The sequence below is a fragment of the Pseudomonas sp. TE3910 genome, assembly GCF_056279025.1.
The window spans coordinates 4,202,929-4,216,317 of the sequence record NZ_JBWBQN010000001.1 but is presented as its reverse complement, the minus strand read 5'-3'; the positions used below and the strand labels follow the sequence as shown (position 1 = coordinate 4,216,317).

The following is a 13,389-nucleotide window of genomic DNA, read 5'->3' as shown; positions in this document are numbered from 1 at the left end:
CAGCATTAAGCCATGCTACATGCTGGAGTATTAGCACAATGGCAACGATACAGCGCACTTACGGCAGGTAGAGCCTGAACACGCCGCCACCCAACGGCCCGCCGTTGCCGATTTCAATGCGCCCCTGCAGCCCATCGCGTTCATGCAGCGCAGCAATGCGGGCCGCGAAGTAGAGGCCCAGGCCGGTGCTGCCGCTGCTGGGGTTGATGCCCTGCACGTAGTCGCTCTGGCGTTCGAGCATCTGCAGGGGATAACCCGGGCCGTCATCGTTGACGCTCAGTAGCAGTTGGTCGTCTTCTTCGCTGACGGTTATAAGCAAGGCGTGGCCGGCGTAACGGATGGCGTTGTTGAGGATGTTGGACACCACCGATCCAATCAGCTCACGATCAAAGAAGCCCAGCGGGTTGACGGTGTCGATCCGGTAGCTGGCCAGCAGGTCGCGATGGCTCAGTACGTCCTGGTGAGCCGCCAGTTGCGCTTCGATGAAGTCGTCCAGCTCATGGTAGCCAGGGCACATCGGCAACTGGTTGACGCCCAGTTTGTACAGGCCCAGCAGTTGCACCAGCATGCCGTTGAGGTGGGCGAATTCGTGTTCCATGACGCCCAGGTCACTGCCGCCACGTTGCGTATCAGGCAAACGGGCCAGCCATTGGCTGTGGGTCTGCATGAGCATCGCCAGGGAGTTTTTCATGTCGTGTACGGTGGAGGCGATCACCGTGGAGAAGTCGAGCCCCTGCTTGTTTTCGCTCATCCACCAAATGCCCGTATGTGCAGTTTGCGATAGCGCTCGTAGCGCGCGTCACTTTCAGGAATACCGGCCACCCGGCTGAGGCAGGCGCGGCACTCTTCCAGTACGGCTGCGGTTGGCGTATCACCGGCCAGGCGCAGCAGTGCCTGGGTAGTGTTCAGGGCGATACTGATGTTCTTCGGCTGCAACACCAGTGCCCGACGGAACAGGTCCAGAGCGCCACCCAGGTTGCCGGCCTGGTAGCTGCGCACGCCTTGGCGGTTAAGGTCGACGGCTTCGTTGCCACCGCCCAGAATCGCCGGGTCATCGGTCAGGGTTGCGATGTTTTTCATCACCGCCGGGTCGTCGCCATACACCTCAACGCAGTTCTTCAAGATGCCGTTACTGGCCGCTTCCTGCCCTAGTTGTTGCAGTTGGGTCGCCACCAGCAAGGCGGCTTCGGCAGAGAAGAACTGGTCCATGCCCTCGATGCGAGCCATGGCCTGCTCGGTGAGCTTGGCGGCGGTCTCGGGGTCGCCCGCCTTGATCAGGCTGGTGGCTTTCATCAGGCGGGCGCGCACCTGCAGGCCCTGATCGTCGGTGTACTCCTTGGCCACTTCGCTCAAGGCCGAGTTGATCTCTACGCGCGTACGCGCATCCATGCCGCCGCCACCGTTCTTGCTGATCAAGGCCTGGGCCAGGCCCAGGTTGCTTTCAGGGTCTTTGAAACGCGAGTGCTGGCCCTGGCTGACCGCCTGACGGTAGGCGCGTGAAGCGCTGTCGAAGTCTTCGTTGCCCAGCGCCAGCTTGCCCAACAGCATCTGCCGACGCACTGCCAGTGGCGAAAGGCGCACCGCCTCTTCAAGCACGCTTTGAGCGCGCTTGGTTTCGCCGGTGGCCGTCAGTACGTCGGCCAGGCCGTCGTACAGGCCAGGCATCAGCGGGAAGGCCTTCAAGGCTTGCTCATAGATGCCCTGGGCCTGGCCGATCTGGCCACGTTTGAACAGTAATGCGCCAAGGGCGGCATAAGCCCAAGGCGTGGCACGGCTGCTGAGAATCGCCTTGAGGAATCGCTCAAGGTCTTCATAGCGGTTCAGGTCACGCAGGGCGTTGGCCCGGTAGCGCAGGCACAACGGCGCAAAACGCTGGTCCTGGCGGCAGAGGTTCTCGCACGCGGCCAGGACCTCGGCGGGTTTGCCACGGTCGAGCGCCTGCAGAATCGGCTTGAGCAAGGTTTTGCGCTGTACCAGCTTTTCCAGCCGCTGGGCCAGGCCGATCCGGTTGAACGGTTTGGTCAGGTAGGCATCAGGCTCATGTTCCAGAGCACTGAGCACCACTGCCTGGCTGCTCTCAGCCGTGACCATGATGAACACGCACTCATGGCTAATGAGCTTGTCGACCATCAGGTCTTCAAGGGTTTGCTGGCCGTTTTTCTTGCCATCGCCCAAGTGAAAGTCATGCAGGATAAAGTCATAGCGTTTCTGCGCACACATGCGCAGCGCCTGCTCGCCGCAGTCAGCAGTGTCGACGTCTCGCACGCCCAGTTCGCGCAACATGGAGCGCACGGAGCTGCGGAAGTCGGAGAAGTCATCGACGATAAGAAAACTTTTTTGGCTGTAAACCAACATCCAAGGAACCTGTCATGGGTAGTAAGGAGACACACGCACGCAACGATTACAACGACAGGCTCAGCCTTTCAGCCCACTACGGCGCGTAGCTGACAACCAACGACAGTGGGCTATCACGCAATACAACACCGCCCTGTCACACACCCAATTGGCTCCCCAGACGATATTGATTGTTCCCCGAGCGCTTGGCGTCATACATCGCCAGGTCTGCGGTGTGGATCAGGTTATCCATACTCGTGGCGTGGTCGGGAAATACCGCCACACCCAGGCTGGTGCCGATCACACACGTTTCACTGGCAATCTCCATCGGCATTGAAAGTGCCCGGATAATCATTTCGCAAAGCACATGGATTTCTTGTTGTATGTTCAGGTCGGACGACAAACCTTCGAGCACCAGCACGAACTCATCGCCCCCGATACGTGCCACTGTATCGGCCGTACGCACTAGATTCTTGAGGCGCTTGGCCGTGCTAATCAGGACCTGATCACCCGCCGCATGACCGTAGCTGTCGTTGATCGCCTTGAAGCCATTGAGGTCGAGAAAAATCAGCGCCACTCGGGTGCGCTGGATGCGTGCCTGCTCAAGTGCCGCCGACAGCCGCTGCTCAAGGACCAGGCGGTTGGCCAGGCCAGTCAGCGCATCCTGATGGGCCATGCTGTGCAGTTGGTTGGCCCAGGCTTTTTCTTCGGTGATGTCGCGTACCACGCCCATCATCTTGATGGCCTTGCCGTGGGCGTCCTTGATCACATTGCCGGTCTCGCGCAGCCAACGCACCGTACCATCGGGCCAGATCACCCGGTACTCCTCGTCATGGTTTTCGCCGGTTTCAATGCAGCGCAACTCGCCCGCCCTGACCTGCTGACGGTCGTCCGGGTGGACACTGTTGCAGAAGTGTTCATAACTGGGGGTGATCTCGCCCACCTGATAGCCGAACATGCCGTAGATGGCTTCAGACCAGTACAACTGCTCGGTGTCGACATCCCAGTCCCATGTGCCGATACGGGCAAAGTACTGGCTGCGTTTGAAACGCTCGATGTCATCAGGGAGGATGTCGCGCGCTTGGGCACATTGGCTGCAAACGCCCGGCGGCGAGCCCGCCAGTTGCGCCTGAAGCTCAGCCAGGCGAGCACTCAGGTCGCGCTCGCGGTGCAGCGCACGGCGCCACACTATCAGCAGCACCACGATGCCAAGGCACATCCAGAGAAGTAGCACGTTCAGGACTGCCGTCATGACAGCGGGGCACTCGATAATAAATGGCTAATCGCCATCTTAATCGAAGCAAGTTGTACACAAAAGCCTGCTAACCCGATGGTCCGTTTCGGTGAGGCGGGAACTGGCGAGCCTGATCGACTCGCCAGATCCACGCCGGTTCTACTAGCGGGTAAAGACCTGCGCCGTGGTGATTGCCATGTCACCCCCCGGCAACTTGATCTTGCCCAGTGGCTTCAGACTGTCGGCATCGAAAATCGCCACATCGTTGAAGGTACCAGCCAGGTAGATCTTGCTGCCAGCCTTGTTGAACGAGATGCAGTAGTAGGAGTGATCCAGGGTGGCTGCCTGGAGCATTTTCTTCTGCTTGATGTCGTACTTGGCCAAGCGGTTGAGCACGCCAAAGACCAGGTTAGGGTCCTTGGGCGACACCATGCCGCTGAAGTAGATCTCGGTCAGCGGGCCAAAGTCGACAGTCTTGGTCTTGCCGGTGGCCAGGTCGATGTTGAAGAAGCCGTAAACATAGTCAGCGGTTGCCGGGTCTTCCTTCTTGTCCTTGAACTTGGCGGCCGTGTAGAGCAGCGAGAAATCATGCCGGTAGGTCTGCTGGTTCCACACGTAGAGCACATCCGGGGCGCTGTACAGCGGGCGCTTCCAGTGCCGGCTCGGCACCAGCACGTCGAACTTGCCGGTCTGCACGTTGACCTTGTAGATGTCCGGCCCGGCGATGTACAGGCTGCCGTCGTCACCGGTCTGCATGATGGTCAGCTGGCGTGGCGCCGGGAAGCTGCGCACGGGCTTGGCACTCATGCCGGCATTGGTGGCGTAGACATCCAGGCGCGGCTGCTGCACTTCATAGCGATCGTTGAGCATCCGTGTCGGGTTGGCGACGGTGTACAACTCCTTGCCATCATGGCTGACAGTGAAGGAAAAAATTGAACGAGCCTTTTCCCCCGGCTGCTGGGTAATGCTGGCATGGAACACCTGTTTGCAGGTGTCCAGCTCGACCCCGTAGATGTCGGCGTAATGGTTGTTCAACACATAGGCAATTGTGCGGTCTGGCGACAGTTGCACGGTGCCCGGCCCAAAGGCGTCCGGCATCTGGCAGGTCTTGTAGAGGCTGTCGGTGGCCAGGTCGAGAATGTGCAGGTTGTTCGGGTAGTTGGTGGTGACCATGTACTCGTGGCCACGGTTGAGCGCCTTGCCCTCGTCGGCCAACAGTGGCCCGGAGCAGGCGCCAAGCACCAGAATGGCGGCCAGGCCGCGCGTTGCAGTCTGAAGCATGCGGGTATCCCTCTTGTTCGGCTGGGGGCTCATTTGTCTTCCGGGAACACGGTCCCCAGGTTGCGCCAATTGTCGTTGGAGGCCTGGGCGTCTTTGTTCCAGTCCGGGTAGGTGCTCATCATGTCCGGCACCTGGGCCGGCCACCAGCAAGGGTCAGAGCAACCATACAGGTCTGATTCCATCGGTTGGCACAGCGACGAAACGCCACCGAAGGCATCGATTTCCCAGCCCGGGTCCGTGGTCGAGGCACATCCGGCCACCGAGTTCATGGCCACAACCTCTTCAATGCGGTTCTCGTCGGCAGCCTGTTCGAGCTTGAGCGCTTTGTTATTGATCGGCTTGAGATGCTTCATGTCAGTGGACCTTGCGCGGAGTGATGTAGCGGCTGATGAAGGCCGGGTTCTCGGCCATGATCCGGCTGTAGACTTCGATGCCGAAGTCCACCCAGTCACGCATCAGTTCGCAGTAGTGATAGGTCGGGTGAGCGGGGTCGCCGTAACGGGCGTAGCTCTCGTGGTAGCAGCCGCCTGAGCACAGGTTGCGAATGCGGCAGCTGTCGCACCCGGTGTTGGTGCGGTCCAGGCGCTGCGAGAGAAAGTCGTTGAGCTCGACCTGCTTGACCCCGCTGTGGACGTTACCGAACGTTGGCAACGACGAGCCGGTGAAGCGATGACAGAGGTTCAACTCCCCCTTGTGATCGACCGCCAGCATCTTCAGCCCGGCCCCGCAAGGCAGCGCCTTCTTGTGCCCTTCATGAATGTCGGTGATCAACTGGTGCAGGTTGGAGAAACCGATGCTTCGGTGCTCCAGCGCTGCCTCCAGGTAACGCCGCCCGAGGGCTTTCATGTTGGCGAACACCTGTACCATCTCTTCGCTACTCAGGTTGTAATCGCTGATATCGCCAGAGGTCACCGGCGCAAAGCCGACCTCCGCAAAGCCCAGTTCGTTGAACAGGTGGTTCCAGATGGTTTCGACATCGGTGACGCCCCGGGTCAGGGTGACACGGGCGCCGACCGGGCGGCTGTCATAGCGCGACAGCAACATGTCGACCTTGCGCCGAACCACATCGTAGGTGCCCTGCCCACCGACCGTGATGCGATTACGATCGTGCACGGTCTTCGGCCCGTCGATACTCACCGACAAACCGAATCGGTGGGCATTGAGGTAGTCGACGATGTCTTCGGTGAGCAAGGTGGCATTAGTGGTCATGACGAACTCGACCCGCTTGCCCGCCTCACTGAAACGCCGCTCGCAGTAGTCGACCATGTACTCGATCAGCTTGCGGTTGCTCAGCGGCTCGCCGCCGAAGAACACCACGGTGTAGACCGACTCGTCCGGCGACTCCTTGAGCAGCATTTCCACCGAGGCCACGGCGGTCTCGACATCCATCCGCTTGCCTTGCGAAGGCTTGTCCAGGTCCTCTTTGTAGCAGTAGGTGCAGCTCAGGTTACAGCCGGTGTTGACGTTCAACACCACCGTGTTGATCGCCGTGCGCTCGACCCGCCTGGTCGCCACTTCGGGGGTCAACGGCGAACCGTCGCTGACCAGTTCCAGGGCGATCAGCTCGCGCAGGGTTTCATTGATTTGCTCGCCGCCAAAACGCGGGGCCAGGCGCTGCTGCAGCGTTTCGCTGGAACAGCCCTCACCACGCAGGACGTCGATGATTTCCCCGGTCAGCGCATCGCTGGCGAACAGCGAGCTGCTGGGGATATGGAACAACATGCGTGCGTCATCAACCTGCACTTCGTGCAGGTTGCGCTCCACCAGGTTCAAGGTAACGCCCATCGCAACCTCCTCAAGCGGGGCCGGGCATTGCCGGCCCCCTTTTCATTCCGCTGATATGGCTGGGGTAACAGGCCCGTATCAAGGAATCGGTGGATTGTTCCAGCGCTGAACAGTGACGATCAGATGCCCCTCACCCGTGTGGGCTTTGCCTGCATCGTCCACCGCCGCAATGACCTTGAGGTTGCCGGCGTTGTTGGTCGACATCTTGCGCGCCGGGTTTGGCCCGGCACCGCCTGGGGTGAACACACCCGCATCGGCCTGCATGCTGCCGGCAAACTTGACGTCTTCATCCTCGCGGGCACGGTCATCAAACGGCTCGACCTTCCATTGCGCCGGGAACACACCAATGCGGTAGGCCTTGCCGTCCGCGCTGCGGCCCCAGGCTTCGGCGTCGAAGCGGCCTTGAACCTTCGGTGTCGAACCACCGTTGTCACCGATACGGGCCACCGAGAACGCCGGCACTACCTTGACCTCGGCAATGTCGCGGTACACCGCCAATTGCTGGCCCTTGAGTGCACCGACAGTCACCTCGCGCAACCCGGCCGGAGCATCGGCCGCGGCCTTGAGCAGCACGCGCACACGTTGCGGGCTCTGCTCCAGCACCTTGACCACTTCGACCCCCTTGCCGAACGATGGCGTACCGTTCAGGCCGCTGCCGATCAGGCTGACTTCGGTTTCGCTGCCGGCCTTCAGGTAACCCGGCTGAACCGCCAGCAGTTGTGGGTGATCGTGCCGCGCGGCGATAAAGTCCAGGCCACGCTCATCGTGCGCGGTCTCAAACATCCGGCCCTTGAGCTGCGCGCCATTGGCAGCAAAAACCTGGCGCATTTTCACCCCGTCGATATCGACGTTACCGCGCCACTCATAACCACTGTAGAGAATGGCCGTACCCTGGCCCTTGAACGGGCTGCCATCGGCGTACTGGCCATCAACACTGAGGGTGAAATGATCGCCCTCGGCAGCGGTAACCTTCATCACCCCGTTAAGCTCGCCCTTGCCTGGCAGGTGGCCGCTGAACGTCCAGTCACCAGCCAGAGCCTGAGCCTTGGGCATCGATTTTTGCCAGTCGGCCCAGGCCTTGCTGTCGAGCGGGTAACGCTTGGCCAGCAATGGCACCATTTCCTTGCGGGCCAGGTCGAACCAGTCGCGGTCGCGAGACAGTGCCTGATACTCCAGCGACGGCCACTGGCCGAGGTGGAAGTTCACCAGGTGCTCCCACTCCTGCGCCGGGCGACGCTGCAAGGCCACCCGTGCCCCCGAGTGGCAACGGCCACACATCTGCTTGGTCTGGTCGTCGAACTGCTCGACGGTGTTCAGGCGACGCTCCAATGCATAACGCACACCGTCGGTTTCGCTGGGTGCCAGGCCTTGGTTGTCGGCCAGGTACTTGACCAGGGTGCGACGATCTTCATCGCTGATCTTCAGCTGGTGCATGGTCTGCATGCGCGCAATGCTCATCAGCCACCCCTCGGGGGTTTTGCGCTGATGGCTGATACGGCTAAAGGCATTCTCACCCTCAGGCGTATGGCAACCCATGCAGGTTTCCTTGAGGATGGCCTGGGCTTCGCGTGCCTGGCTGGTCTGGGGCTGCAAGGCAAGGCTTACCGCCAACGCCAGCAGGCCACCGGCACTGGCGAACCGGAATGTTCTCTTCATCGATGTCTGACCTCCCACGGGGCTTATTCTTATCGTTGTTTTTTAGTGGTCTCTTCCTGCCGGCCGGGATGGATCAGGCAATGCACAGGCTGAAGAGGTACTGTCAGTAGCGATACATATTGCATGCCAAGAACTCAAAACCCCGCTCCTACAGGGCTTCCAGCACTTTTACCGCTTGCGCTGCGTTTAATTTCGCGACAGCTGTAGCACTCTGAGACGGCGCGACAGAACGGCTTGCACTTTACCGTTCTGGCACAAAATGCCATCATTGAGCCACTTTCCATCAGGGCTCCCACGCCCTGCATGTCATAAAAAACCATCATAAGACAAGCACCTCTCGCGTGACTCGACGGTGCGTTGCATCACCCCTTGCCTGCACAACCTGACGACGCCGTGGTCTACCACCCTAAGAGCGCCGCATTGACGCTGGCCCGCGAATGGCTTCGCAGGTCGCGCTTGTTGCTGCCACAAGGAATACACAGATGCTCTTGAGAACGATGAAAATTTCCCGCCGCGCGGGCCTTGGCTTTGCCTTGATCGCGCTGATGGCGCTGCTGCTCGGAAGCTTCTCGCTGTTGGAAATGCGCCGCATGAACGAACAGTCGCGTGTGGTTGATCGCAACTGGCTGCCTTCGATTCTCGCCCTCAATGACACGGCTCTGAGCGTATCGCGCATACGGACAATCACCCTGCGCCTGCTGACCGTACGCACCGACGCGGACATGCGAAGCAACCTGGAACGTCTTTCTGAGCTCAAGCAACAGCTGCAAACTCAACAGCACAACTATGAGCAGCTCATTAGCCTGGACGAAGAAAAGGTCGCCTACGAAGGCTTCAAGCGCGCCAAGGCGCTGTACATGGCTGAGCAGGAAAAACTCAGCGCGCTGGCGCAGCAAGGGCATCAAGACCAAGCCATTGATGTTGCCAACGGCACCCTCTATGAGCATGCGGATGCCATGGTCAAGGCCTTGATCACACTGATCGACCTGAACAAACAAGGGGCTAAGCAGGCCTCGCTGGAAAGCGACACGGTATTCAGTAATGCCAATGAACTGGTCATGACCATGATGATTGTCGTCGTGCTATTGACGGTTGTACTTGCCATTGTCCTGACCCGCAGCATCGTGCGCCCGCTGAGCCAGGCCGTGAGCGTCGCCGAAGTGATCGCCAGTGGCGATCTGTGCAGCGAAGTGACCGTGGTCGGCAGCGACGAACCGGCACAACTGCTGCACGCACTCAAGCGCATGCAGGCCAGCCTGCGCACGACCATTCAGCGCATCGCCGACTCTTCCAGCCAACTGGCGTCGGCCGCAGAAGAGTTGCAAGCCGTCACCAATGACTCCACCAAAACCCTGCTCCAGCAGAGCAACGAAGTGGAACAGGCGGCAACGGCGGTCAACGAAATGACCACCGCGGTCGAGGAAGTGGCCCGCAATGCGGTCAGCACCTCCGAGGCCTCGGGCGAAACCGACCAGACCGCACGCCATGGTCGTCAGCAAGTGCAACAGACCGTAGATTCCATTGGCCTGCTGGCCGAAGACGTCACCCGTACCTGTGAACAGGTTGAACACCTCGCCAGTGATGTGCGCAACATCGGCCAGGTGCTTGAAGTGATTCGTGCGATTGCCGAGCAGACCAACCTGCTGGCCCTCAACGCCGCGATCGAAGCGGCGCGTGCAGGTGATGCGGGCCGTGGTTTTGCCGTGGTGGCCGATGAAGTGCGGGCACTGGCGCACCGCACTCAGCAGTCGACCCAGGAAATCGAGTCGATGATCGGCACCATCGAACAGGGTACCGAGGGCGCAGTCAGCGCCATGCGCAGCAGCAATGAACGGGCACACGCCACCCTGGATGCCGCACTGGCCTCAGGCCATGCGCTGGAACAGATTACCCAGGCCATTGCCGCCATCAACGAACGCAACCTGGTGATTGCCAGTGCCAGCGAGGAGCAGGCCCAAGTCGCCCGCGAGGTAGATCGCAACCTGATCAACATCCGCGACCTGTCGATGCAAACCTCGGCCGGCGCCAACCAGAGCAACGCCGCCAGCCAATCACTGGCACACCTGGCCGTGCAACTGAACGGGCTGGTGGCACAGTTCAAAGTCTGACCCTGCAGCAACGCCCTCTGCGCAGGGCGTTGTTTTCAGAGCTTCCCTGGAGGCGATGAAGGGGGGATTATTTCATTCCCGCCGAAAGCGCTCTCCAGGCAGGCTGGCTTGCGTTCCATGCTCATATCAGCCCATACCATCATGCGCCTACTTCCTTGAAAACCAGCGCTTGGATGGCGCTTTGCTGGGAATACATGCGGTTTGAAGCAGCGCGCTTACGAAAGCGACCCACCTCCCCCAATAGTTATCGATAAGAAACCCCTGGGTGGACGGAAAAAACAAAACATGGCCGTAGCGGGCGACGTTTAGTTGCACCATCCCCCAAACCATCGCCCCGACAAAGCACGCCCAAAACCATTGAGCGCTAAAGTTCTCACCCGAAAATCGCCTGCTGGTAGAACGCCAGAACAAAAAAAAGCGGCTAGAGAAACACATAAGTAAGCCGTGAATACAAACACTAGGCACCATCAATCAAACGTATATTTCCCTTCACGCATGAACGCCGGCTCTCTCCAGTTGGGCCCTCTGACAACTCCGGTCCCGCTATATTGGATAAAGCCGGCGTTGCACATGCTCTTGACGAGGCTCAATAGCCCCCAGCTATCTGTCACGTGAGCCCAGTTGGCTCTGTTATAAAGGCCATCAAGCTGAGGCAGTGAGATACCCAATTCGTTCTTAGTGAGAAACAGGATTACCTCTTCAGGCTCCTCATTTAGCACAATCGTTCTTATGACACTCATCGCTTTGCCCCTCCCATTTGCTTGTACTCTTTCTCCCTTTGCTTATCATCCGCATCTATAGCATCAGGTGAATAGAGTAATTCAAAAGCATCCTTGAGCTTGTAGTCTTCCAGCGTCGCGGAGTGAGTATTATTCCAAATGACACCCTCGTCATTCGGATCTACACCGTCAGCCACCCCTAATGCTCTGAATCGCTCCAGCTCTCTGAGTTCATGAGTATAAAAACGTTTGTCGACAGCCATAATTTCCAATTCACCCTGCAGGATCTTCTCCAAACGCTCAATCATGATGGCATTGGCGTCCGAATGGCTGAAACGTCCCGTATGCAATTTCACCAAGTCAATGCCCTCTTGCGTCACGGTAGCGCAGGTCCAATCCAAATCCAGAATTGGGCCTCCGGCTTTGGCGGGATTGAATAGTCGATTACTGTACTTTCCTCTCGTAGTTGCCCCTTTATAAGGACTATTGAAAACAACGTAAGTTGGCGGCAGGCCACTTTCAACCGGGAAGCAGTAAATACAACCCCTGAAGTCCGGCAATTAATTCTACAGCGGGCAAGCTCACCCCTGATTAGCGATCGTCTGAACCGTGATGTAGCTCGCGTCATAAAAGCAGTTGTCGCGTCTCAACACTGTCTCAGTTTGAGACGCCAGAACCCACCTCGAGCAGCCAAGCCCCCTGTTTTCAGGGGTTCTTGAGCTTGGCACAAGGGTTGCGAATACCCACGGCATTCACTCACAAGAACGAGGTTTGCCATGTCCGCCACTGCCCCCCTGCTGCCTGCCGTTGAGGCGTTTCTGCAGCGTGCTCCCCGTATGTTGATCGGTGCCGATTGGGTTGAAGCCACCGACGGTGCGCTGATGACGCTGCGCAACCCTGCCACTGGCGAACCGTTGTGCCAGGTGCCCAGCGCCACGCCAGCCGATGTCGAACGCGCCGTGCTCGCCGCCCGCAAGGCCTTTGACGACTCTGAGTGGAGCCGCACCCGCCCGCGCGAACGGCAGAACCTGTTGTGGCGCCTGGCTGACCTGCTGGAGCGGGACGCCGAGATCGTGGCCCAGCTCGAATGCCTGAACAACGGCAAGAGCGCCGCCGTGGCACGGGTGATGGACGTGCAGCTGTCCATCGACTTTCTGCGCTACATGGCCGGCTGGGCCACCAAGGTCGAAGGCAGCACGGTGGATGTGTCGATGCCGCTGATGCCCGCTGATCAGTTTCACGGTTTCATTCGCCGTGAAGCCGTCGGTGTCGTCGGCGCTATCGTGGCCTGGAACTTCCCGCTGCTGCTGGCCTGCTGGAAGCTCGGCCCGGCGCTGGCAACCGGGTGTACGGTGGTACTCAAGCCCGCCGATGAAACGCCGTTGAGCGCCCTCAAGCTGGCCGAACTGGCCCTCGAAGCCGGCTACCCGGCCGGGGTCTTCAACGTGGTCACCGGCACCGGCGTCGTCGCTGGCGATGCCCTGACCCGTAACCCACGGGTGGATAAGCTGACCTTCACCGGCTCGACCGCTGTCGGCCAGCAGATCGGCAAGATCGCCATGGACAACATGACCCGGGTCACCCTGGAGCTGGGCGGTAAATCACCCACCATCGTCATGGCCGATGCCGACCTTGCCAGCGCGGCGGCGGGTGCTGCCAGTGCGATTTTCTTCAATCAGGGGCAGGTCTGCTGCGCCGGTTCGCGGCTGTATGTGCAGCGCAAGCATTTTGACAATGTGGTCGCCGATATCGCCGGTATTGCCAACGCCATGAAGCTCGGCAACGGCCTGGACCCTAGCGTAGAGATGGGCCCGCTGATTTCCGCACGGCAGCAACAGCGGGTGTTCAACTACATCGAACAAGGCCGCAACAGCGGTGCCAGCATTGCCTGTGGTGGTGAACAGTTCGGCCCCGGCTACTTCGTCAAACCAACGGTCATCGTCGATGTCGATCAGCGTCACCCACTGGTGCAGGAAGAAATATTCGGCCCGGTGCTGGTGGCGATTCCATTCGATGACGAGGCCGACGCCCTGCGCATGGCCAACGACAGCCCTTATGGTCTGGGGGCAAGTATCTGGTCGAACGACCTGGCCGCCGTCCACCGGATGATCCCACGCATTCGCTCCGGCTCAGTCTGGGTCAACTGCCACAGCGCCCTCGACCCGGCGCTGCCGTTCGGTGGCTACAAGATGTCCGGTGTGGGCCGCGAGATGGGCGCAGCGGCCATCGAGCACTACACCGAGCTCAAGTCGGTGTTGATCAAGCTGTAAGC

Annotated in this window: 9 protein-coding genes and 1 pseudogene; 2 read left to right on the top strand and 8 right to left on the bottom strand. The window is 59.7% G+C overall.

Annotated features, from left to right (window positions below; genetic code table 11):
• Nucleotides 1–58: 58 nt before the first annotated feature.
• The 7 genes from ACZ9H3_RS19230 to peaA form a co-directional block, all read right to left on the bottom strand.
• Nucleotides 59–751 (bottom strand): sensor histidine kinase, encoded by a 693-nt coding sequence (locus ACZ9H3_RS19230; protein WP_476222012.1) that lies wholly within the window; start codon nucleotides 749–751, stop codon nucleotides 59–61.
• Complete coding sequence (locus ACZ9H3_RS19225; RefSeq protein ID WP_065759128.1) at nucleotides 748–2,355, bottom strand: tetratricopeptide repeat-containing response regulator; 1,608 nt, start codon at nucleotides 2,353–2,355, stop codon at nucleotides 748–750. The genes ACZ9H3_RS19230 and ACZ9H3_RS19225 overlap by 4 nt, the downstream gene beginning before the upstream one ends.
• Nucleotides 2,356–2,491: 136 nt before the next feature.
• Complete coding sequence (locus tag ACZ9H3_RS19220; RefSeq protein WP_454242164.1) at nucleotides 2,492–3,568, bottom strand: sensor domain-containing diguanylate cyclase; 1,077 nt, start codon at nucleotides 3,566–3,568, stop codon at nucleotides 2,492–2,494.
• 162 nt (nucleotides 3,569–3,730) lie between these two features.
• Entirely contained in the window at nucleotides 3,731–4,849 is a 1,119-nt protein-coding gene (gene peaD / locus ACZ9H3_RS19215) for a quinohemoprotein amine dehydrogenase subunit beta (RefSeq protein ID WP_476222010.1), read from the bottom strand.
• A 29-nt stretch (nucleotides 4,850–4,878) separates the two neighbouring features.
• Nucleotides 4,879–5,202, bottom strand: coding sequence for a quinohemoprotein amine dehydrogenase subunit gamma (gene qhpC / locus ACZ9H3_RS19210; protein ID WP_065759130.1), 324 nt, complete (start codon nucleotides 5,200–5,202; stop codon nucleotides 4,879–4,881).
• 1 nt (nucleotide 5,203) lies between these two features.
• A complete protein-coding gene (gene peaB, locus ACZ9H3_RS19205; protein WP_476222008.1) occupies nucleotides 5,204–6,634 on the bottom strand; it encodes a quinohemoprotein amine dehydrogenase maturation protein in 1,431 nt (476 codons plus the stop codon).
• 78 nt (nucleotides 6,635–6,712) lie between these two features.
• Nucleotides 6,713–8,290, bottom strand: a complete 1,578-nt coding sequence (peaA, locus tag ACZ9H3_RS19200; RefSeq protein WP_476222006.1) for a quinohemoprotein amine dehydrogenase subunit alpha — start codon at nucleotides 8,288–8,290, stop codon at nucleotides 6,713–6,715.
• A 482-nt stretch (nucleotides 8,291–8,772) separates the two neighbouring features.
• On the opposite strand from peaA, the gene ACZ9H3_RS19195 reads away from it, so the two are divergent.
• Nucleotides 8,773–10,398 (top strand): methyl-accepting chemotaxis protein, encoded by a 1,626-nt coding sequence (locus ACZ9H3_RS19195; RefSeq protein WP_476222004.1) that lies wholly within the window; start codon nucleotides 8,773–8,775, stop codon nucleotides 10,396–10,398.
• 736 nt (nucleotides 10,399–11,134) lie between these two features.
• Here the strand turns inward: ACZ9H3_RS19195 and ACZ9H3_RS19190 are convergent.
• Nucleotides 11,135–11,671, bottom strand: a pseudogene (locus tag ACZ9H3_RS19190) (S-type pyocin domain-containing protein); the annotation flags it as partial.
• 222 nt (nucleotides 11,672–11,893) lie between these two features.
• On the opposite strand from ACZ9H3_RS19190, the gene ACZ9H3_RS19185 reads away from it, so the two are divergent.
• Complete coding sequence (locus ACZ9H3_RS19185) at nucleotides 11,894–13,387, top strand: aldehyde dehydrogenase family protein (RefSeq protein WP_099773556.1); 1,494 nt, start codon at nucleotides 11,894–11,896, stop codon at nucleotides 13,385–13,387.
• The last annotated feature ends 2 nt before the right edge of the window (nucleotides 13,388–13,389 follow it).